Below are 24,347 nucleotides of genomic sequence, written 5' to 3'. Positions count from 1 at the left end.
CAAAATCAATTGCCTTATACAGCTTTTTCCCTTTTCTTTGTATCTATAGTGTATAGATAATGGTTATACTATAAACTAAATGATATGAAGATAAAATCAATACTCTTAACAGCCGTACTATTGTGTGGTATACCTGCGGCATTTATTTACACCCGGGCAAATTTTGTCCAATCGGAAACTACTGTCAAAGCCGCTCCGGCAGCCACACCTCAATCTTCGACCCTCAAGGCCTATATTACAGAGATCAAAGAGGCACTGGAAAAAGACCGGGATCAATTGCCTGCCCTGATTTCCAAAACGGAGCAGAAGGCCTTGCAGGAAAAGGATCCGGCTATCAAAGCCATCCTCTACTCCATGGAAGCCGACTTATACAACGAGCATTACAATGCCAACCGATACAATATCAACAGGCGTACCAACATTCAGGGCTTTGTTCCGTCGGATATCCGGGAGTGGACAAGCAATCTGTATGCCGACAAGATAAAGGAACTGGTTCTAAAATCACTTACTCCGGCCGATGTACTACAACAAAAACCGGCACAAAACTACCGTGAGATCCTTGAGTCGGGTGAAGACTCCCCTCAACTGCGTCCCAGCCTTTTCGATCTGCTGACTTACAGAGGAATACAAACCCTCTCCACTCTTCAGCAAGACGACGCAGCAACAGCCGCTGTTATAAATAATCTGTACAACCAGCTGCGGTCGTTTCACGAAAAGAATAACAACGAACAAGCAGCCTTGTATGCCACACTGCAGCACCTGCAATATAATGCAACAGCGCAAGAAGATCCGGACGATACATCTTACATGGCTTCCCTGGACAGTCTGCTGCAGAAGCGCAAGAGCAACGAATTCTCCAATGAGATCAGGCTTGTCAAGGTAAATATGCTTCAGGGCATTCTCAACACAACAGAAAATCAAGATTCCATACAGACCATCCTGATAAATCTATGTAAGGAGGGTATTGCGGCCTTTCCATCCTATAAAAGAACCGCCCTTCTTCAAGCTGCAATCGATCAGATCGAACAGCCTACTCTCTCTGTTACCGGGAAAAAGGCAATCTATCCCGGCACAAGCAATCAGCTGAAACTGCAATATAAGAATCAGTCACGGGTAACCCTTTCCATCTACCGCAGTCTCCTGCTCCCAGAAGAGGCCCCAGAATATACAGGCAACATCAAAGAGGTCAAAGAGAAAAGAGGAAAATTAGTATCACAACAACTCTATACGTTTGTCAGCCCCAACACCTGGTCTACCCAAGACACCACCCTTGCCTTACCAGCCCTCGAACCCGGACTGTACGAATGCGAAATTGCTTCTCCCGGAAACAGGGAAACGGTCAGCCATCTTGTAGCGGTAACCCGTCTGGCTGCTGTTTCGCGTACCCTACCATCCGGTAAACAGGAGCTGCTGGTAACCGATCTTAAAAGCGGACAGCCCCTTAAGAACATTGCAGTTCGTCTGTTCGAACGGACCAAAAACAAACTGAATCTTACAAACACACTGGTCAGCGATGGAAACGGACTCGTTTCACTGCCGGAGACCAACAAGTTTCTTTTGTATCAGCCGGTCGGCCGTGGCGACAGCAGTTCGCTGCTTTCCAATTTCTATGCCTACCGTCCCTACTCCGTAAAAGTGGAAGAGCAGCCTGAGATATCCCTGTTCACAGACCGGAGCCTGTACCGCCCCGGACAAACCGTATTCTTCAAAGGAATTGCCTTTGTACGCGATACAGAAAAACCGAAGCTGCTTAACGGAAACAAATACACCGTCACCCTGCGTGATGCCAACTACAAAGAGGTGGCTACCCGCGAAGTAAGCACCAGTAACTTCGGGTCCTTTTCCGGCGAATTCACGCTGCCGGCATCTGTCCTGAACGGGACATTCACCATCGAGACCAGCTATGGAGCGGTTAACTTCGATGTAGCTGAATACAAACGACCGACCTTCGACCTCAAGTTACAACCGGTAACCGATGCGGTGGCATTTGGCGACGACCTGTTTATTCACGGCGAAGCAAAAACCTTCTCGGGCACCTCCATACAAGGAGGCTCCGTAAACTACCGGATCATGCGGAAACCACAATGGATGCGGGGATTCATTCCTCGTTCCGAAGAAAGACAGGTTGCCAACGGAACCGTATCCATTAAACAAGACGGGACGTTTACAATCCGCTTTACGCCTCAGGCAGCAAAAGCCGATTCAAAAGATCCAAAAGCTATGTATCGTTACGAGGTGATAGTGGTGTCGACCGACAGCAAAGGAGAATCACAGGAAAGCCGGTCCGAGTTTCTCGTCGGCGCAGCATCCATCTTCCTGCATGCCGAAACAGAGCAAATGCTGGATAAGGAAAAAGCAGGCATTCTGCTGACAGTAACCAACAGCAACAACAAACCCGCACAGGTAGTCAACGGCTCCTACGTAATCTCTTTGCTTCGCGACAACCCTTCGTCGGCAATGGATACCGATCCGGGCAAGTTGCCGGTAGTACGCCAGGTTATATCCGGCAAGTTCAATGCCGGCGATTCCATCGGCAGCTCCCTATTACGGAAACTTTCATCCGGAAGATACCGCATCGAGCTAAAAGGAAGTGATTCCAAAAACCGGACAGTAACCGAACAAAGTGAGTTTATCCTCTACGGAACGGGCGACAAAAAACCGCCTGTCTATGCCCCCACCTGGGTAGTAGAAGAAAAAACCAGCTGTCTTCCCGGCGAAGAGGCCCTCTTCACCTTCGGAACCAGCTTCAAACAGGCCACCGTTTTATATGAAATAGCCGGCGAGAAGGGAATCATACACCGCGAATGGATCAAATTATCCGATGCCAACCGCAGGTTCCGTCTGCCGTACAAGAATGAGTACGGGAAAGGCGTAACCATATCCTTCGCCTTTGTAAAAGACGGAGCATTCCACACCCGTCAAATCTCTCTAAAGAAACAAGAACCCTCACGCGAGCTGTTTATCAAGCCGGTAACCTTCCGCGACAAATTAAAACCGGGAGATGAAGAAACGTGGACATTCAAGATTGCCGATAAGGATTCGTTACCCGTAATGGCCGAAATCCTTGCAGGCATGTACGATGCATCGTTGGACAAGATAAAGGGTCACAACTGGTGGTTCAATCCCACTTCCTACGTTCATATACCAACTATAAGCTGGGTAAGCGGCAAATCCTTTCAAGATGACTCCAACTGGGATGCTGCACCGTTGAAAGAAATTCCCGATCTGGAATGGAAATTCGACCGACTGGATTGGCAGGGAGCATTCTACTCGCCGGATGGATACAACCTGTACCAATCGGGCATCCAGCGAATGGCCACCAAGTCGGTTGCAGCAGGCATGTCCGTCTCAAGTAAAATGGAGTCGGACAATATTGTTGTACAGGAAGAAGCCGCATTAGTAGACGAACTTCCTGCCGCAGCCCCGAACGTTCAACCAGAAAACAGGGAAGCAGCCCCTCAGCTTCGTCGCAATTTCGCCGAAACCGCCTTCTTCTATCCTACACTGCAGACTAACAAGGCCGGCGAATGGGAGGTAAAATTCCGCCTGCCCGAAAGCAATACAACCTGGCGGATGATGGCCCTTGCCCATACCAAAGAGTTGCAGTACGGAACCTGGAGCGGCAATGTTATCTCACAAAAAGAGCTGATGGTACTACCTAACCTACCCCGTTTTATGCGGAAAGGAGACGATGTATCCGTTGCCACCCAGATCATCAACCTGGCAGACCACGAAATCTCCGGCAAAGTCCGCCTTGAACTGGTTGACCCGGCGACCGACGAAATAGTGGTCTGCATGACAAAAGCAGCCAAACCCTTTACACTTGCTGCCGGAGAAAGCGGACAAGCAAGCTGGCAGTTCCCTGTTCCGGAAGGATACGACCTGCTAATCTGCCGCATCATTGCAGAAACGCCCCAGGCCAGCGACGGCGAACAACACCTGTTGCCCGTACTTGCCAACCGCATTTCAATTACTGAAAGCATCCCCTTCTACCAATCCGGCAGTGGAGAAAAAACAGTCTCCTTCCCTCAGGGAGGTTCTCCGGGCAGCAAATCCCCCTACAGCATGACACTCGAGGTAACCGCCAATCCGGTCTGGTATGCAGTCCAGGCCCTGCCTACCCTGTCGGTTCCCGCTACAGACAACCTCATCTCCTGGTTTACCGCCTATGTAAGCAATACGATCGCCTCGTCGCTCGCCAAATCCAATCCACGTATCCAGCCGATGGTTGCCCAATGGAAGGCACAAGGAGAAACAGCGGAGACCCTTCAATCGAAGCTGCAGCAAAACGAATCGCTCAAACAGCTGCTTCTGAAAGAAACACCCTGGGTACTGGAAGCAGCCAGCGAGGCAGAACAAAAGCAACGCCTCATCCTGCTGTTTGACAGCAACCGGAACCAGCAGCTACGCAATCAGGCCCTAAGCCGTTTACAGGAACTTCAAAGCGAAGACGGCGGCTGGAGCTGGTTTAAAGGAATGCCCGAAACGCCTCAGCTTACCGTCTATATCTTAAAAGGGATGGCACAGCTTGCCGAAATCGGCAACATGACCTTTACCCAGACAGAAACAGAGATGATCAACAAAGCGCTTTCATACATGGATACCGAACTGGTACGAATGTATGACAAGAAAGAATTATCGGACAACAGCATACCGGGCTATATTTACCTCCGCACCCAATTTAAGAATGCGGCACAACCCGACGAGAAAACAAGCCGGGCCATCCTTCATTACAGCAAATTGGCCGAAAAAGACTGGAACAAGCAGTCACTTTACGGTAAAGCCTATACCGCCCTGCTGATGCACGAAACAGGCAAAGAAGCAACAGCAAAGGCCATTCTGAGCTGGTTACGCAAAACAGCCACACAATCGGAAGAGCTGGGTATGTACTGGGCCAACAACCGCCAGTCAGGTTTCTTTACCAGCGCCATAGACACCCACTGCCTGTTGATGAAGGTATTCCGTACCCTGTCGGCAGACACCCGCGAAACCGATCGCCTCAAACAGTGGCTTCTCAACCAGAAAAGAACGCAGGTTTGGGAATCCGACCCCGCAACGGTAAATGCAATACATGCCATTATCGCCACAGGAAGTGATTGGCTTAGCAATCAAAACAGCAGCACCCTCACCTGGGGAAACAACCAGATCGATACAAATCAGGGAGAAGCAGGAACGGGATATATAAAAACAGTGGTTACCGGCAGCGCAATCACCCCCTCCATGCAAAAAGTAGTGGTTAAGTCGGCCGCCAACGCTCCGTTATGGGGCGCCCTCTACCGTCAGTATTTCGAAGAAATCCAGCAAGTAACCGCAAGTAAAGGCGCTTTGCAGGTAGAAAAGAAGCTGTTTGTAGAAAGGAACAACGGACAAGGAATCGAACTGCAACCGGTAACCGACGGAACTCCATTGCACAAAGGCGATAAAGTAATTGTACGGCTGACCCTTCGCGCAGACCGCGACATGGAATATGTGCATCTGAAAGATTTACGTGCCGGATGCTTTGAACCAACCCAACAAATGGCAGGTTCCAGCTATAAAGACGGTCTTTGGATGTACCATGCTCCGGAAGATGCAGCCGAACATTTCTTTATCCACCGGCTACCCAAAGGGACCTTTGTGCTGGAGTATGCCGTATATACGGAAAGAAGCGGAAATTACAGCGGAGGCATCAGCACCATTCAATGTTTGTATGCACCCGAATTTGTTTCCCACACAGCCGGTTCAAAAATTTTGGTACAAGATTAATGCGTAACCGGCGTTGGTATGATAAAATTATTAACTTTGTGGCTGTAAGCATATAAATTTTATAGTTATGATGAGACAAGTGGTATTTATGTTAATGGCTCTTATGCTGGTAACCGGAATGGCTACGGCTCAGGAGAAAAAAGCTGTAATAGCAGTAGATAATGCGGTTCATGATTTTGGCAAGTTCAAAGAAGCGGATGGCAATGTAACACATACGTTTGTAATAACCAACCAGGGCGATGCCCCGTTGGTGATAACACGGGTTATTGCTTCGTGCGGCTGCACCACCCCGGTTTGGACTAAAGAACCCATTGCTCCCGGTAAAACAGGTAAAATCGATGTTACATACAATCCGGTAAACCGTCCAGGTCCGTTTTCAAAAACTATTTCCGTATACAGCAACGGCAAGGTAGGAAGTTTTATCCTCTCCATCCGTGGCGAAGTAACAGGCAAATAAGTATTGAATAACTGCGCCTTGCGCAACAAAGCTGACTAAACATGAAACGGTTGCTCCTACTATGTAGCTTCATACTGATGGTATTAACTGCTTCCGCACAAACGGGAGCAGTTATCCATTCGGAAGAACTCACGTACAATTTCGGCACCATTGCCGAAGAAGCCGGACTGGCTTCGCATGTATTTATTGTTCAGAATACAGGCGACAAGCCGCTGGTTATAAACCGGGTTACCGCCTCCTGCGGCTGTACCCGTCCGGAATGGTCCAAAGAACCTGTAAGTCCGGGTAAGACAACCGAAGTAAAAGTCAGCTACGACCCCGCCGGAAGGCCCGGGCCGTTCACAAAGATCATCTCTATTTACAGTAACGGTAAGAAGGGAAGTTTCAACCTTGCTGTAAAAGGCACGGTAACGCCACGCCCGTTCCGACCGGATTTTTCATATCCCTATTCCATCGGAGAATTGAAGCTGCACACAAAAAACGTTTTGTTCAGCAGTGTTATACCCACGGCAACATCAGGCGAACGGGTCATGATTCTGAACAGTGGCAAGGAAGAGCTGTCTGTCCAGACCGACAAACTCCCCTCCTACCTGATGGCGGAAATCAATCCCTCCGTACTTAAACCCGGTGAAACAGGCGAGATAACGTTGTTATTTGACGGTCACGCCGCCAAAAAACCAGGCAGATATACAGACAACATCACCCTGAACATAAGCAAGGGAGGCAAAAAAGTAAAAGGAAAATTACAGGTGTCGGCCAACCTGGTGGACGATTTCAGCCGGCTTTCTGCAACGGCCAAAGCCAATGCCCCGCAGATTCAACTTTCGTCTACGCTCATTGATTTCGGAGTTTTATCAGACAAAGGCAAGGCAAACCAGAAGTTTAAAGTAACAAACAACGGAAAATCGCCGTTGGTTATTCACAGTATCAGCTGCGAAAACGAACTGGTAACCATCCAGGGAGGGAAAAAAGAGATTAAACCGGGAGCTACATGCACCTTCACGGTTCAGTTGCGTCCCAAAGAAATTAAAACAAAACTGGAAGCCCTGATCAACATCGTATGCAACGACCCCAACGGTCCGGTACGACTGATCAAAATATCGGCATCCAAATAAAAATGAATAACATGGATCATCCCGAAAACGAAGATATATACAAAGGACTGAAGGTAAACAAGGGAGTACGTGAAGTGCCCTCTGTAAGTCCCTACCTCAAAAAGAGGATCAAGCGCAGAGATTATACGCCTGCCGAATTTACGGAAGGAATTCTGGAAGGTAACATCACCATATTAAGTCAGGCCGTTACCCTGGTGGAAAGTGCCAAGCACGAACACCAGCAAGTGGCGCAGGAAATTATCGAACGCTGTCTGCCCTATGCAGGTAAATCGGTCCGCATCGGCATTACAGGCGTACCGGGAGCCGGCAAAAGCACCTCCATCGATTCTTTCGGCATGCACCTCATCAAAGAAGGCCGCAAGCTGGCAGTACTGGCTATCGACCCCAGCAGCGAACGCTCCAAAGGAAGTATCTTGGGTGATAAAACCCGTATGGAAGCACTTTCGAGAGAAAAGAATGCCTTTATCAGACCTTCTCCTTCGGCCGGATCATTGGGAGGCGTTGCCAGAAAGACCCGCGAAACAATTGTACTCTGTGAAGCTGCCGGCTTCGATACGGTATTTGTTGAAACCGTGGGAGTGGGACAAAGTGAAACCGCAGTGCACTCGATGGTTGATTTCTTCCTGTTGATACAACTTGCCGGTACGGGAGACGAACTGCAGGGTATTAAGAGAGGTATTATGGAAATGGCCGACGGGATTATAATCAACAAAGCCGACGGCGATAATGTGGATAAAGCCAGACTGGCCGCTTCTCAGTTTAAAAACGCCTTGCACCTGTTTCCGCCTGCCGAATCGGGCTGGTTCCCTAAAGTGCTCACCTATTCGGGCTACTACAACATAGGTATAAAGCAAATCTGGGATATGGTAGCGGAATACGTACGATTTACCAAAGACAACGGCTATTTCGACTTCAAACGAAACGAACAGGCCAAATACTGGATGTACGAAAGTATCAACGAAACGTTGAAAGACAGTTTCTACAACAACAAAGCCGTAACCGCCATACTGTCGCAGACCGAAAACCAGGTGTTAAGCAACGAAATTAGCTCATTTGTTGCAGCCAAACGCATGATAGACACCTACCTGGCTAATCTGTCCGGCAAATAAACCAATTACACTGCAAACACATTTTCGCCCTCTTCAATCCTGTATAACATAAGAATCCGGCGAATCCCATATTGCTTTTATAATCTTTTGAGTTTTGTTAAAGGAACCTCTTTAACAAAACTCAAAATCATTATATGACTCCTTTCTGCAGTCATATTCATAGCATATTGTCTAAAAAATAAATAATAAAAACCTCAATAGCAGATAATCTATATATTATACAGCAGAAAATGTTCAATCAAGTCATTTGTGAACAAAAAGTGAACAATTTTGTGATTATCGGATAAAATATTGTGTTTACATTTGAAGCGATGGATTAATTACATTATTCGAAAAACACTATTATTTACTTTCTATTTAGTTCAGTATATATTTAGAGATAATATTTCTGTTTATGGTTCATAAACCCAAATGGCTTACGTTCTGGAAGTCTATTTTAATTACATCAGCAATCTGAAACTATAAAAACAGCATACCATATAAAACTGATAATTAATATGAAAAGAAAAAATCTATTTGCAGCTGCGTTTCTATTCGCTTTAACAGGATGTGCCGATCATCAGCAAGAAGAGTTGATCACAGTTGATGTTACAGCCAACTATCCCCAGAAAGAACTTATTTTACAGGATTTTATGAATGTAGAATATATCCCATTGGAAACAACGGACGAGTTTATTTTGCAAGGAAAGGTTGCTGATATTAGTGGGAAAAGATTAATACTGACAAATGTACGCCAGGGAGAAATTTTAATCTTTGACCGAGTTACTGGCAAAGGATTGAAGAAAATTAATCGCCAGGGAAATGGGCCGGAAGAGTATATACTACCGTTTAATGTTCATTTGAATGAGGAAGAGACAGAAATGTATGTGAATGATGGGCCATCAAGTAAAATCCAGGTGTATGATTTGGAAGGAGTTTATAAAAGAACTATTCCTTATAAGAAAGGTGCCCTTGTAACGAATTTGCTTGATTATGACGCAGATCATTTCCTTTCACAAGACATTTATGCCACTGGGAATGAAACATTTGCTAGCACATTTTTCCTGATGTCGAAACGGGATAGTAACCGGATAGATATTGAAATTCCATTTGAAAAAAGAATTTCGCCCGTAATAACGAAACAAGTGGGAGAAATGATTTATGGTAGTGCACCTAAGAATAGTTTCATTTCTTCATATCGCGGAAATTGGGTATTGTCTGAACCATCGTCTGATACCGTGTATATACATCAACCGAATGCGAACCTCCGCCCGTTTATAGTCAGAACACCTTCTGTACAGGCTATGACACCGGAAGTGTTTCTTTTCCCGGGTTTTCTATCTGATCGTTTTTATTTTATGCAGACTGTAAAAAAGGAGTGTGATTTCGAAAAGAATCAGGAAATGCCAACGGTGGATCTTGTATATGACAAACAGGAACGCAAAATGTATCGATCAATAGTTTATAATGCTGATTTTGATGAGCGAAAAGAGGATTTGTCTGCTTGTCCTATTAATGGAGAAGTGGCTTACTCCGTACTATTGGAGCCTTCGTACCTCTTGGATGCCAATGAAAAAGGGCAACTAAAAGGCCGGTTGAAAGAAATAGCTGCCAATTTAAAAGAAGAGGATAATCCCGTAATTATGCTTATAAAACCGAAGGAATAATTAGTAAAAGTATTCAATGGAAATACACATTTCCTTTACTATCCCCTTCCACTGTACAACCTACAAGATGGAAGGGGATAGTTTATTTTAATGATCTAACCGACCTATTTAATAGAAAGTTTATTTCTTATGTTTTATCAGCATAATTACTGGGTTTGAATCTTCACGAAGTGTTGCGGCAATTTCTTTTAATCTTCCTTTCAATATACCTTTCTTATAATCCTCTGTAAGCTGATCAACATCTAGAGCTTGCCATGAAGCGATTTCTGTATTAACAGGAATAGCCTTCATATTTACAAGTGCGTTTTCTGAGTAATCATTATTGTATACCACATAGTTGAAAATAGCCTTTTCCTTGTTATCATACATTAAATCTGTAGAAGGAAATCCCTCACTAGTTTTAAAATCAAATTCTTTTTTTACTGCTTCCATAAAATAATAACGATCAGTAACAATACTCATAAAAAGAAAGACTTCAGGGCTCATAGATCTAACAGATGGAGTACGAACGATAAAAGGCTTCATTGTATGATCAAGAAAATATCTGTACACCGTATCGGACGATTGCTCGACGAGTAACCAATTATCAAAATTTGGAATAATGGGATTATAGGTTTGAGGAGTAACTCCGTAAGTCATATTATTTGCCTCATCTTTAACAATTAAATCAAGTAATATCTTTTCTTTAAATGGGATTACGATTTCTTTTATGATACGTCCGTCTTTCTTAGATATAATTGTAAATGGGTTCTTATCAGTTACCCAATAATTATTACATATCAAGCTCTCTTGATCAAAATTATAAACATGAGAAAAGTAGAGATCATCATCTTGTTTAAGACTTCGTTTAAAATTACCTTCTAAATCATACACAAGTATTTTTTTAATAAAATGGTCATTCACAAACATTTCATTATTGTCTTCATCAAGTATGATACGCTGAATATGTGTATACTCTTCATTACCTTGACCTTTTCGATTTATCCTTTTTAAGCTCTTACCTGTTTTTCTGTCAAAGATAAAAATATCTCCATCGGCATTGTAATTCCTTACAATGACAATATCTTTTCCAACTGCTTGAATAAAACCCTGACAAACAGATTTATCTGTCGTCTCCAACGGTATATACTCCACATCCATAAAGTCCTGTAGTATTAGCTCTTTTTTAGGATAGTTTGCAGTAACATCTACAGTGATAAAGTTATCTGAGGATTGTTTGTTTCCTCCACAACCAACCATCATAACAAGTAATATTGTCAAAATTGCAGCTAATCTATTCATACTACTATATTTAAGGTATTATAATTTACACTATTGTTTCATAATATATCGATCTCAGTCTTTCAATTTTCCAATAAAGACGATATTATTATCATCTTCTGTGATACTGTTATTAAGATCCTTAATCTTCTTGAGCATCTCCGGGTTCAGTTTATCTGGTTGGGAAAGGGCTTTTTCCAATTGTTCTTTCAAAGCATACGAATCCATAATGGCTGTAAAATAGCCTCTGCTGAAAGATATTTTATTGGGTCCGTCAATATTTCCAAGCATATCCAGTTTAAAATCAACATAGCATCCCCGCATAGTTTTCTTGTCGACAAGAATTTTAGAAAAACGGGGCATCTCTGACCATGCAGCCTGGTCTATCAACCACACCAGATAGTGATTCGGTAATTCTATATAATTATGACGTATCACCTCTTCATTGAAATGGAGAGTGAATCTAGGCTGTAAGCGATTATTCTCCGGTTGATAATGGTAAAGCGTATCCCTTGTTGGTAGCCAATACACCAATGAAAAATCTATTTTACTTGTATTTAAAGACTCCCAGATTTCATTGCTATAATCGCTTGGCTTAATCACAAACTGACCGGAAGGGATTTCCTGATGAACGTTACCCTTAAAATCCTGCTCCCAAATAACCGAAGGTGTGTCTAAAAAGGGAAGTACCATCATAGTAAGCATTTCCTTTTCCGGATGAATAATAAACCTTCCTTTATGCGTAACGTAAGGAAGAGGAATATGCTCTATCGCGTTACCTTCTAAATCAAAAACCATTAATTTCGTGGCCCTTCCAGATATCAAATATACTTTCTGTTTTTTTTCATCAATATAACTATCATAAATGCTTATATAGTATTCATTCGGTCCTTGCCCCGGTTTGGATAAAGTGCGCAGATAATTACCTTTTTTGTCATAAAGCTTGTAAGCCTTTGCCTTAAATGAAGCGATTCCAATATAATTATCACTTACCGCGACTACCCCATCTACAGCGGTTAACGCCTCTTCTGCATTTTCTAACCGAATTACTTCAAAAGAGGATAATAAGGAACTTAGTGGTACATTAAATGTATCTTTCACCTGTTCAATATCACAAACAATCAATGAATCGCCATTATTGCTTATACATTGAGCCACTACAGGGCAATCTGCGAACGTTAAAGATTTTTTCTGCCCAGACTCACGGCACGATAATCCCGCGATAGCAATTATACCCAATAAAATACTAAATTTGCTTTTCATGATACCATCTAGATTAAAAAAACAGAAACTAGGTTTATTCACTTATAATGTATTCCAAATACTATCCCAATAATGACAGAGACTTCATTTACGCGACCACATCATTCGTAAAAATACTGGAGCAAAGTATATTTTGTTTTCATAAAACCAAATATAATAGGTTGTTAGATGCAATGATAACGAATATATTTTACAAATTAGATAAAAAGTGAAAAAATAATTATCAATTCGGTAAATAATTTATTGATACTGACAAAAACAGTATTGCTTGTTCTATGTTATCTTCTCATAGCGAATTTGCGAAAATATCCTTCACTTCCTTCACTTTTCAACACAACACGCTATTAATCAAAATAATAGAAGATAATCTAGCCTGAATATCCTTCACTTTTGACGGAATATCCTTCACTTTCGGCGTAATATCCTTCACTTTCGACGTAATATCCTTCACTTTTGGTTTCACTTTTCAAATTATCCTTCACTTTTTGGATGATTCAATAAGCTTATTTTCGGCTTCGTTGGTCTTGTATTAATTTACGGACTGGCATCAGGAAGCGTTCAATCAGGCGGAGATCATCGGTAATGATTTCTGCATTTCCTGCCATCTGGCGGGTTAAAGGAAGCAGTCTATCATAATTGGTTGTCAACCCGGATGGGAATACAATCTCGAGCACATAGAAACCTTCTGGTGTAGGAATATTGGAAATACTTTCTACCCGGCCTATCAGATAACCGAATTCCTGATCCGGGAAGTTGTTGAGTCTCACATTTACCCGCTGACCAACCTTAACTTTTCCCGAACCTTGTACCGGAAGTAACGCTTTTCCTTTTGGCTGGTGTTGTGCGGCGGGAACAATGGTAAAAACAGTTTCCCCTGTTAACACATTCTGATTGTTACTCCACACACCCATCAAATTTACAGTCCCGGATATGGGACTCACCATCAGGTAATCCCGTTCCCAGGATTTAATAGCCGTAACCAATTGTTCTGTAGCGGTACGCAAAGCCAGCATATAGCGATTCTCCAGTTCAGACGACTGCTGCTGTAAGTCGAGCAACGTCTCTTTACCTTGTGTTAACTGCATTTCCGACTGTTTTGCAGAAGCCTTCACAGACAAAGAAGTTTGCCTGCTTTGCAGGTAACTGTTCTTTGAAACTTCAAAATCCTCATCTGATAGTATTTTCCTTTGATAAAGAGACGAATCACGCTGAAACATCGATCGGGCCAACTCAGACTGAACTTCTGTCAATTTATTCTGCTCCACCACTCCTCCGTAGTACTGGTCCCGATATCCAAAGCATATCTTCAGTACGGGCCGGATAATAAATATAATAACTTTTCAATGCGAATGAAAAATATATTGATGCGACGGTTCAATATAAGAATTTAATAATTTTATATTAAGTATTTAACAATGAAGCTCATTTGTGAACAAAAAGTGAACAATTTTATGATTATTGGGTGAAATATTGTATTTACTTTTGAGGCGATGAATTAATTACATTATGAGAAACACATTACTATTTACTTTCTTTTTTTCCAGGATATGTGTGGAGAAAATGCTCCTGCTCAGATTTCTTAGGCCCCAAATGGCTTACGTTCTGGTAGTCGCTTTCAATTACATTAAAAATAGGAAACTATAAAAACAGATATGATAGATACGCATACTTTAAATAGGACTCTAATATCTTCTTTACAAAAGGATAACTCTCTCGGATTAGCGCAAGGTAAGATGGGTGCTTGTTTATATTTCTATGTGTTAAGCAGAAAGTTAAACTACCCAGAATATCAAGATGTTGCATTAAAGCTACTTAATGATATTTTTATAAATATTCAAAAGGTATCATCTATTGATGTAAAAAATGGATTGGCTGGTATTGGTTTAGGTATTACCTTTTTAGTAAAAGAAGGGTATACACAGGGAAACTTAAATGATGTATTGGGAGATATAGATGATATAATATTTAAACAATTGTCGTATTCTAAATATTCCGACAAATTTGACCTTCCATCTTTAATACATCTTACTTATTATTTACAGACTAGACTTAAAGAACAAAAGCAAGGCAGTGAAAATGAATATTTATTCAAAGAGCTGGTTATACAAACTATAAATAATTTATATGAAAAAATAGATACTAAGCTCTATCAAGAATCATTAATATACACTATAGATAACCCATTATCTCAATTCTTATATTTACTAAGTATTTTATATGATCTTAGTTTCTATAATTACAGGTTAATAAAAATTATTGAAGAAATAAGTTACTCGGTTCTATCAATTATTCCTATATCACACGCCAATCGATTGTATCTTTTATGGGGTATGAATGCGTTAAATTCCCGAATAAATAATCAAAATTGGTATAAGCATATTCTACTACTTAGAAATAATATAGATGTAAACTATATGCTTGCACACGAATTAAAAGATAAAAATATATTTTTTAACAATGGCGTTACAAGTATACATTGTTTACTTAAGTCTTTGCGTAATTATTTTACAGATGAAGATCTTAAGCTATATGAACAAAAAATACGAAAAAAAATAGAAGAATCAAGTATTTGGGCTTCGCTTTTAAATGAAAACGAATACTTCGAAACCTACAAAGGGTTATATGGAGGCTATTGTAGTATTCCTCTAATTTTCTAGAAACAATTGAAAACTATGAAAACAAATCTGACTGATGTAACGTTTCTTTTTTTAATTAGGCTTGATTCGATTCAGCGATTAGAAAATATTCTAATTGTAATTGAAAAGCTAAATAATTATTTTTACACAAATATAAATGTATGTGAATCTGCTTCTTATAATAATGGTATTCTAAAAAAGATGTTGAACACAAAAACAAATTACCTATTTGTGGAAGATAAAGATCCGGTTTTACACAAAACCAAATATTTTAATCAAATGACTCAATGTGTCAAAACACCTTTTCTCGCTATATGGGATGCTGATATAGTTATAGATAAAAAAGCTATTTTTGAGTCTGTTAAAAAATTGAGAGATGATGAAGCTGATGTTGTTTACCCTTATAACGGACAATGTTTAGAAATTTCCCCAATTATACGGAATTATTATATAAAGAAAAAAAACAGTCAATTTCTATTTCGACAAAAAGGCAAATTAGACCTGTTATATCCTCATTTATTAGCTGGAGGAGCAGTTTTTATAAAAACTCAAAAATATATAGATTGTAATATGGAAAACGAAAAATACTATGGTTGGGGTAATGATGATTTTGACCGTTATTTTCGCTTCATAGGGTTCGACTATAGAATATATAGGGTTGACACCTATTTATTTCATCTTTGGCATCCAAGAGGAGATAACAGTAAATATCGTGCTCCTACAGTCAAAATGATATCTGATAATGAACGATTTAAAATAGAAAACTCATCAAAATCTGAGATAGTTGAGAGTATTAAACAAAATGAAAATACACCTCGTTTATAAGGAGGTATATAGTATTAATTAATTTAATAATTTAGAATTATGAAAAAGAAACGATTAAAAAAATTAGTGATTAAAAGCGGCGAAAATCTAATTGATTCTGTTTTGACTAAAGACAAAATGAATCAACTAATCGGAGGAGAGAGTGGCTATTGCTCTAAACCTGGACTAGCTTGTTATAACTTCGACAGTGGTTGTTCAAACATTTGTTAATTTATTAACTAGAATATCAAAGAGTCTTTAGATTCTTTGATATTCTTTATCAAACTAATACTATTTACATAAATATATAAACCATGAATAAACACTGGTCTAGATATAATTTTCTTATGGAAATTGAAAATAATAAGTTCTTACTATACAATTCATTTACGAACAACCTCTTGGAAATTGATCCTGATGACTATAAAATTTTACAACAAATTGAAAAAGGGGATTATTGTAATATAACAGATGAATTGCTACAAGAATTAAACGAAAACTTAATCCTTGTTGAAAATGATGATATTCTTGCTCAGAAAATTAAACTTGCCAGAATAAAAAATAGATTCAAACAAGATTCTCTCGTTCTAGCTATTGCCCCAACGATTGCATGTAATTTTGCATGTTCTTATTGTTTTGAGGAGGAATATACTAGTAAGGGCAATACAATAAATGCAGATACGGCCAATAATATTATTTCTTTTATCAGTTCACACAAAAATTTACAAATGCTTCAAGTAGTATGGTATGGAGGAGAACCTTTATTGGCTTTTGACAAAATAGTATTTTTGACAAAACGAATACAAGCGTTATCTATTGATAACTATAGTGCATTTATGATTACTAATGGTTATTTATTAGATAGAAAGAAAATTGAACAATTAAAAGGCTTATGTATTTCAAAGATACAAATAACAATAGATGGATTATCAGAAACTCATAATAAAAGAAGACCGCATAAAACGAATAAAGATAGTTTCCAAAAGATTGTAAATAATATTATTGAACTCTTTGAAATATATCCTGAAATATTTGTAAACATAAGAGTCGATATTGATAAAAATAACGCTGATGAATTCTTCGAATTAAATAGTTATCTAAAAAATAAAATTACAAACCCCAAATTATCCCTCTATCCGGCATATGTTGCTGAGTACAATAATTCTTGTAGTAAGTCTTCTTGTATACTTAATAGATTAGATCAAAGCGATTTTATCTTAAAAAATGGATATAAATATCCATTTGAAAAATATTATTATCCGCAAACATCAATTACGGAATGTTCAGCTCGTAGTGAAAATAGTTATGGAATTGGACCTAAAGGAGAACTTTATAAATGTTGGTGTGATGTTGGTCGAGATGAAAAAAGTATTGGAAATGTTCGGGACGGAATTACAAATACAGAACTATATACACGATATATGGTTGATGCGGATCCTCTATATGAACAAGAATGCCTTACATGTTCATATCTACCTATTTGTAACGGTGGATGTCCCTTTATGAAACTAAAAAACAAGGATGGTGACAATTTAGATGTCTGCATAATCCAAAAAGATAAATTAAAAGAATTTTTCACCTTATACTATAACAAAAATGAGACTAATAAATAAGAGCTTTACTATATATAAATATTTTTATATACTGTTTCTACTTGGTTTGATAGGCAACCCAATACAAAGTCAAACTATAACGAAGGAACAAATGCAGGATGATTTGCTATTTCTGCAAGGTCATATTCATCAGTATTTTTCTCCTTTACCTTTATTAGAGGAGCGAACAGGTATAAATGTAGATAAAGAATTTAAAAAATTATACGGAGAAATAACGACTACAACTTCCATTGAAGAATTTACACAAATTATTCGCCAAGGGCTTAATTTGTTGTATGACGGGCATTCACAAATCATTCCCGGATATTCATTAAAAAATTATGCTTCCTCTGAATATTTTTTATCAACAATAGGCAACGTTACTCTATCAGATACAACAAATGCAGACCATTTTTATCGGCTAACAACTGAATATGTAAATTCAAGAGTAAAAATTAATTTATTGACAAAATATATGAACGGAGATTATTATAATATTCTTCCTTTTACATATAATGAAATTCATATTGATACCGGAGAAAAGATAGGTTCTATTAATGGCATACCAATGAATCAATTTGTTAAAGACAATTATTCTAAAATGTACTATTTACGTTGGGATCCCATAAATAATAAACCTTATACTCGTCTTTTCCCAATGGCTCTTCCCCTAATAGGCTTTGATAAATTTACTCTTTCAATCGGAGGTAAAGAAATCGAATTAGATGTGAGTAAAAAAGTAAATACACAGGGGAAGATGCATGCTCAATCAAATTTCGGAAAAGTAATGCCTCTTAATAATAACATTCTATATATACGAATACCGGAGATGATTGAAGAAAAATGGTATACAAATGAATTTCTAACAACTTACTCACCTAATATTGAAAAGATAATAATTGATGTACGATCAAATCCGGGTGGTTCGGACGGCGCTTGGATAAGTTTATTAAAAAAAATAATAGATAAACCTTTAAAATACAAATACCATGTAGGGTTCAATCATAACGAAGCCATTGAAAATGCTATTCAATCTTCATTTAGCGAGTTGAAAATAATACGAAAAGGACGAAAAACAGAAGTATACCAGGACGTTGTACTTCTGCCGGATAGTAACAGTGTACATTTTAATGGAAAAATATATATTCTTCAAGACGAATCCAGTTATTCGGCAGCTACTGCATTAGCATCAATTGCTTGGGAAAACGATCATATTATATCAGTTGGTGCAACTTCTGCTTTGATAGGAGGTTATACTTTACCCTCGATTGCTTTTAAACTTCCAAATTCAGGTATCGTATTTACTTTGGCTTTTGCAACAGATCTAAGAGGAGGAGCAAATAATCCATATATGGATAAAGTTGAAGTTGAAATTTCTGAAGAGGACATTAATATTTTTGCAGACAAAATACTGAATTATGATTGTTATAGTAAAGAATATCTTTCAACTAAAGACCCCTTGATAAAATACGTAAAAGAGGACTAATAGCACAAACAAAATATAAGTTAACAGTCTATTGCATAAAAGATTTGAATATTATGTCAAATCTCTTTGTTTACAAAAATAAAAAGAGTAAAGTGAGCGCAAAAAAGTTAATCTTGTTTATATCCGCTAATATTTGCGACAAATTTTGTCATTTTTGTTTATTCTGTTTATTCCGGTGAAACTGTATTTATCGTAGATGATCTTGAAATAAACTAATGTCCAATATACCATATTCTAGTTTTGCGCACAAAGGTAGGAAGGCATATTGAGTATTAATATACCGAGTTTACCAATGAAATACGAGTAAATCATATTTTGTTTTCATAAAATTAGGATTAATAGGCAATTAGTTACAATGAAAACAAATATATTTTACAAATTAGATAAAAAGTAAAAATTAATTATCAATTCAGTAAATAATTTTTTGATACTGATAAAAACAGTATTGCTTTTTCTATGTTATCTTCTCATAGCGAATTTGCGAAATTATCTTTCACTTTTGGGATGATTCAATAAGCTTATTTTCGGCTTCGTTGGTCTTGTATTAATTTACGGACAGGCATCAGGAAGCGTTCAATCAGGCGGAGATCATCGGTAATGATTTCTGCACTTCCTGCCATCTGGCGGGTTAAAGGAAGCTGCCTATCGTAATTGGTTGTCAACCCGGATGGGAATACAATCTCGAGCACATAGTAACCTTCCGGTGTAGGAATATTGGAAATACTTTCTACCCGGCCTATCAGATAACCGAATTCCTGATCCGGGAAGTTGTTGAGTCTCACATTTACCCGCTGACCAACCTTTACCTTTCCTGAACCTTGTACCGGAAGCAACGCTTTTCCTTTTGGCTGGTGTTGTGCGGCGGGAACAATGGTAAAAACAGTTTCCCCTGTTAACACATTCTGATTGTTACTCCATACACCCATCAAATTTACAGTCCCGGATATGGGACTCACCATCAGATAATCCCGTTCCCAGGATTTAATAGCCGTAACCAATTGTTCTGTAGCGGTACGCAAAGCCAGCATATAGCGATTCTCCAGTTCAGACGACTGCTGCTGTAAGTCGAGTAACGTCTCTTTACCTTGCGTTAACTGCATTTCCGACTGTTTTGCAGAAGCCTTCACAGACAAAGAAGTTTGCCTGCTTTGCAGGTAACTGTTCTTTGAAACTTCAAAATCCTCATCGGATAGTATCTTCCTTTGATAAAGAGCCGAATCACGCTGAAACATCGATCGGGCCAACTCAGACTGAACTTCTGTCAATTTATTCTGCTCCACCACTCCTCCGTAATACTGGTGCTGCATACTAAGTTGCTTTTGCTGAAAGGCAATCTTTTGAGGATAGTAATTTAACGATTTATAATCCCTGTAATCCTGCAAGCTGGTTAGAAAAAGAGAATAAGCTCCCTGAACACTTCCCAGCTGAAGAGGACGAGCGCCAAAACGCTGGCGAACCATTAGCAGATCACTTCCTGCTGTAATCCATTCACTAACCTGCGAAGACAACCAAAGTATATCTTCCGTACGTGCCGGATTCTGGATAACCGCCAAAGGAACATCAGCCGACACCTGACTATTATTCTCTACATAAATCTTGTCCAGTTTACCTGTAGCACGAGCGATAATACTTACCGGAGGATCTACAGTCGTTATGGTAACCTCTGCAGTAATGACATCCGGATAACGATAAAAGAAACTTACGCAAAGCAAGATAAGCAGAATACCCAATAATACAGCAATACCCCAGCGCAATATCCACGGCGGAACTCGCCCCATCACCTCTTGCACCTCTTCGCTTCTTAGCTCTATCTCTTTGTATTTCTTTTCTTCTTCCATTTGTGTTGTACCGTCTTATTGTCCAAGTTCAAGCTGATTCTTCACCAGCTGATAATACTTCCCTTTTGTTGCAGTAAGCTCCTGGTGCGAGCCCTCCTCAACAATCTTACCCCCATCAAGAACCACAATCTTGTCGGCATCCCGTACCGTACTGAGTCGATGAGCCACTACCACCACAGTTTTACCTTTATAAAACTCATTCAAGTGCTCCATTATCTCCTTTTCATTGTTGGCGTCCAGTGCATTGGTAGCTTCATCCAGGAAAATAAACTCCGGATTTTTATATACAGCGCGAGCAATAAGCATCCGTTGCCGCTGGCCCTGACTGATTCCATTGCCTTCCATACCTATTTTTGTATTATACCCCAACGGAAGCGAATCAATAAAATCGCGGATGTTTGCCACCGTAACCGCATGGCGTAAACGTTCCGGATCTATCACCTCCTGCCCGGCAGCAATATTTCCGGCGATAGAGTCGGAAAATATAAACCCATCCTGCATAACAGAGCCGGTTTTACTGCGCCACATATGCGGATTTAAATGCTTCAAGGGAGTTTCTCCCAATTTGATGGATCCCTTGTTGGGCTCATAAAACCCAAGCAGCAACTTAATCAGCGTTGTCTTTCCGCTACCACTCGCTCCAACAATAGCAGTCACCTTGTTTTCTGGTATGGTAAGATTGATATTCTCCAATACATAGTCGCGATCGGCTCCATCGTAACTAAAAGACAAGTTCTCCAGTTTTAACGTGCGATCATCCGGAAGCTCTTTAAGCTTTAGGGATATATTCTGTTCTTCATCTTCCCGCTGATGAATTTCACCCAGGCGTTCCAGGCTGATCTTTGCATCCTGAAACGATCGGGCAAAGGTGATGAACTGCTCAATGGGAGAAGTAAGCTGCCCCACAATATAACTTAAAGACATCATCATACCCAGCGTCATCTGCCCCTCTACCACTGCACGTGCAGCAAGGAAAGAAATCAAGATATTGGTTGTCTGATTAAAAAATACCGATCCGATCTGCTGGTATTGTTCCAAAGCCAACCCCTTCATACTGATTTTGAATAATTTTACCTGAATACGCTCCCACTGCCATCGCTTCTGCGTTTCGCAATTGTTAAGTTTTATTTCCTGCATCCCGGTTATCAGTTGATACAAGTTACTCTGTTCACCGGCAGCCTGAGCAAAACGTTTGACATCCAACTCACGCCGATACCGCATAAAAGCAAGAATCCAGGCCACATAAAGTCCGTTCCCCAATAGAAATAAAGACAGAATCGTTAAATCGTAATACCCAAGCACAAAGCCGAACACAATAAAATTGACAAACGAGAAAAGTGTATTAATAGAAGAACCCGTAAGAAATGACTCAATTCGCCCGTGATCTCCAATACGCTGCATAATATCCCCTATCATCTTTGTATCAAAAAAGTGTAGGGGAAGCCGCATCAGTTTGGCCAAAAAATCAGAGATCAGAGCAATGTTGATCCGGGTATTCATGTGAAGCAATATCCAACTACGTATGAAGTCCACCGATAACTTCCCTACAAAAATAGCCAGTTGCGTAATTAGAATAAGTGTGATAAATGACAAATTCCCATCCCGGATACCCGTATCAACCAACGACTGGGTAAGAAAGGGCAAAATCAATTGCAGGATACTGGCTGTAACCATTCCCAGAATCAGCTGTACGAATTGGCTTTTATACGGAGTCAGGTAACGAAAGAAAAAACGTAAATCACGTTTAACAGCCGTTTTTTCCTCCTCCAACTCATAAAACTCCGGCCCCGGTTCCAGAAGCAAAGCGGTACCCGTATCCTCTCCATTTACTTTCGTACTTATCCAGCACCGCTTAAACTCCTCTTCCGTATACATCACCAGCCCCGATGCCGGATCTGCAATATAAATCTTTCCTTTTTTTATTTTATAGCAAACCACAAAATGATTCTGATTCCAATGTAGAATACAAGGCTTTACAGCCTCATCCCGAAGCTGCTCATATGTAATACGCACCCCCGAAGTCCGAAACCCAATACTTTCAGCCGCTTCACTAATCCCCAGCATCGACACCCCTTCACGGGTAATAAACGATTTCTCTCGAAGTCCCTGCAAAGAATAACTACGACCATAGTACTTCGCAATCATGCGAAGACAGGTTGGGCCACAGTCCATGGCGTCTAGCTGAAAATACACTGTTAGTCTATTAAACATATTAATAAATAAGCTTCTTAATATAAGAATAATTTATATCTGATTGTACAAACAAACTTCAGTAAGTGATACTGTTAATAGTATAAACTAAACAATATTTTCAAAATTAATTATTTTAACACTATAATTCATTATAAACTTTAAGCATTTTTTCTCTATAATTCATAATTTCAAAACATTTCAAATAACGCTTACGAGCATTACGTCCTAATCTACTCATCTCTGATTCATTTTTTAGTAAATCTAAAATTGAATCAGAAAGAATATCCACAGATTCTTCCTCGTTTTTTCCATTGAATAAATTCAATAATTTACCAGAGATATCATTTTCTATAATTTCAGATAGTCCTCCAGAATTGTTTGCAATTACAGGAAGACCATGCATCATCATTTCTACGGCAACATAACCAAACTCCTCATATCTCGAAGGAATAACCCCTATATCTGCAATTAAATAAAACTTATGAAGTTCTTCTTTATTCAAAAAACCTGTAAAAGTTATATTAGAATAATTAGGATATGCATACAATAATGGAGTTATAAAATTCCCAGAGCCAACTACAATTAATCTAACATCTTCATCTTTTAATAATACATTATTAAAGACTTTAATAAGGAAGGGAAGATTTTTATTGTCATCTAATCTCCCTACAAACAATAGAATCTTTTCGGTTAATGATATCTTAAATTCTTTTTTTAAAATATTTTTATCAGCAACGAAATTAAAATCATATAATCCATTTTGTATTAGTCTAACTTTATAAGCATCAATTTTATATATTGATTGAATTGACATCAAAGTACATTTTGTCAATACAACAACAACATCACAATAATTATTTATTAAGTCTTTTTCGAGTTCGACAACGTCTAAAATAGCATTCTCTTTTTTTTCCAAATTAAACCCATCGTCATGTTTTCTCATTATTTCCTTAAGTTGTATCTCTTCAATTAAATCTGACCAAAGAGAAAAATGCCACGATAAAACAATTTTAAAATTACTCTTAAATTTTAATCGTCTAACTAAGTCTATACAGTTTCGGTAGTTTATATGAGCAATTGTATATAACAATTGAAAAGTATACCATATTCCAGTTGAAAAGTATACCAGTGCTCATTGTTTGCGAAGATAAAAAAAGTTATCTAAACGCAGGTTAGATTCTTTTATTTTTGATCCATTTTTGA

The 24,347-nt window shown here is 39.3% G+C and carries 16 protein-coding genes; 10 read left to right on the top strand and 6 right to left on the bottom strand.

The window, feature by feature from the left end:
• Positions 1 to 84 precede the first annotated feature (84 nt).
• The 5 genes from AB7E53_RS00080 (at position 85) to AB7E53_RS00060 (ending at position 10,072) form a co-directional block, all read left to right on the top strand.
• Entirely contained in the window at positions 85 to 5,745 is a 5,661-nt protein-coding gene (locus AB7E53_RS00080; protein WP_446773503.1) for an alpha-2-macroglobulin family protein, read from the top strand.
• A 70-nt stretch (positions 5,746 to 5,815) separates the two neighbouring features.
• Entirely contained in the window at positions 5,816 to 6,202 is a 387-nt protein-coding gene (locus AB7E53_RS00075; RefSeq protein WP_068186525.1) for a DUF1573 domain-containing protein, read from the top strand.
• 41 nt (positions 6,203 to 6,243) lie between these two features.
• Positions 6,244 to 7,317, top strand: a complete 1,074-nt coding sequence (locus tag AB7E53_RS00070; RefSeq protein WP_446773502.1) for a DUF1573 domain-containing protein — start codon at positions 6,244 to 6,246, stop codon at positions 7,315 to 7,317.
• 11 nt (positions 7,318 to 7,328) lie between these two features.
• Positions 7,329 to 8,426, top strand: coding sequence for a methylmalonyl Co-A mutase-associated GTPase MeaB (meaB, locus tag AB7E53_RS00065; protein WP_079682728.1), 1,098 nt, complete (start codon positions 7,329 to 7,331; stop codon positions 8,424 to 8,426).
• Between the two features lie 497 nt (positions 8,427 to 8,923).
• Entirely contained in the window at positions 8,924 to 10,072 is a 1,149-nt protein-coding gene (locus tag AB7E53_RS00060) for a 6-bladed beta-propeller (RefSeq protein ID WP_446773501.1), read from the top strand.
• A gap of 120 nt (positions 10,073 to 10,192) precedes the next feature.
• Here AB7E53_RS00060 and AB7E53_RS00055 read toward each other — a convergent pair whose 3' ends face one another.
• The 3 genes from AB7E53_RS00055 to AB7E53_RS00045 form a co-directional block, all read right to left on the bottom strand.
• The gene (locus AB7E53_RS00055) at positions 10,193 to 11,353 is read right to left on the bottom strand and encodes a 6-bladed beta-propeller (RefSeq protein ID WP_446773500.1); all 1,161 of its coding nucleotides are present in this window, start codon (positions 11,351 to 11,353) and stop codon (positions 10,193 to 10,195) included.
• 54 nt (positions 11,354 to 11,407) lie between these two features.
• Entirely contained in the window at positions 11,408 to 12,595 is a 1,188-nt protein-coding gene (locus tag AB7E53_RS00050) for a 6-bladed beta-propeller (RefSeq protein WP_446773499.1), read from the bottom strand.
• 503 nt (positions 12,596 to 13,098) lie between these two features.
• Entirely contained in the window at positions 13,099 to 13,860 is a 762-nt protein-coding gene (locus AB7E53_RS00045) for an HlyD family efflux transporter periplasmic adaptor subunit (RefSeq protein ID WP_446773498.1), read from the bottom strand.
• A 387-nt stretch (positions 13,861 to 14,247) separates the two neighbouring features.
• On the opposite strand from AB7E53_RS00045, the gene AB7E53_RS00040 reads away from it, so the two are divergent.
• The 5 genes from AB7E53_RS00040 to AB7E53_RS00020 all read left to right on the top strand — a co-directional run bounded on the left by AB7E53_RS00040 (position 14,248) and on the right by AB7E53_RS00020 (position 19,113).
• Complete coding sequence (locus AB7E53_RS00040; protein WP_446773497.1) at positions 14,248 to 15,252, top strand: hypothetical protein; 1,005 nt, start codon at positions 14,248 to 14,250, stop codon at positions 15,250 to 15,252.
• 15 nt (positions 15,253 to 15,267) lie between these two features.
• Complete coding sequence (locus tag AB7E53_RS00035) at positions 15,268 to 16,056, top strand: galactosyltransferase-related protein (RefSeq protein WP_446773496.1); 789 nt, start codon at positions 15,268 to 15,270, stop codon at positions 16,054 to 16,056.
• A gap of 39 nt (positions 16,057 to 16,095) precedes the next feature.
• Complete coding sequence (locus AB7E53_RS00030) at positions 16,096 to 16,266, top strand: hypothetical protein (RefSeq protein ID WP_446773495.1); 171 nt, start codon at positions 16,096 to 16,098, stop codon at positions 16,264 to 16,266.
• 83 nt (positions 16,267 to 16,349) lie between these two features.
• Entirely contained in the window at positions 16,350 to 17,648 is a 1,299-nt protein-coding gene (locus AB7E53_RS00025) for a radical SAM protein (RefSeq protein WP_446773494.1), read from the top strand.
• Positions 17,632 to 19,113, top strand: a complete 1,482-nt coding sequence (locus tag AB7E53_RS00020) for a S41 family peptidase (RefSeq protein WP_446773493.1) — start codon at positions 17,632 to 17,634, stop codon at positions 19,111 to 19,113. The genes AB7E53_RS00025 and AB7E53_RS00020 overlap by 17 nt, the downstream gene beginning before the upstream one ends.
• 518 nt (positions 19,114 to 19,631) lie before the next feature.
• Here the strand turns inward: AB7E53_RS00020 and AB7E53_RS00015 are convergent.
• From AB7E53_RS00015 to AB7E53_RS00005, 3 genes are all read right to left on the bottom strand, one after another.
• Positions 19,632 to 20,951, bottom strand: a complete 1,320-nt coding sequence (locus AB7E53_RS00015; RefSeq protein WP_446773492.1) for an HlyD family secretion protein — start codon at positions 20,949 to 20,951, stop codon at positions 19,632 to 19,634.
• Between the two features lie 15 nt (positions 20,952 to 20,966).
• The gene (locus tag AB7E53_RS00010; protein WP_446773491.1) at positions 20,967 to 23,162 is read right to left on the bottom strand and encodes a peptidase domain-containing ABC transporter; all 2,196 of its coding nucleotides are present in this window, start codon (positions 23,160 to 23,162) and stop codon (positions 20,967 to 20,969) included.
• 121 nt (positions 23,163 to 23,283) lie between these two features.
• Entirely contained in the window at positions 23,284 to 24,087 is an 804-nt protein-coding gene (locus AB7E53_RS00005; RefSeq protein ID WP_446773490.1) for a glycosyltransferase, read from the bottom strand.
• Between the last annotated feature and the right edge of the window lie 260 nt (positions 24,088 to 24,347).

This window comes from Macellibacteroides sp. (assembly GCF_050251695.1).
Lineage (GTDB): Bacteria > Bacteroidota > Bacteroidia > Bacteroidales > Tannerellaceae > Macellibacteroides > Macellibacteroides fermentans.
Note: the sequence above shows the minus strand (reverse complement) of the source record. Positions and strands in the feature narration are given on the sequence as shown.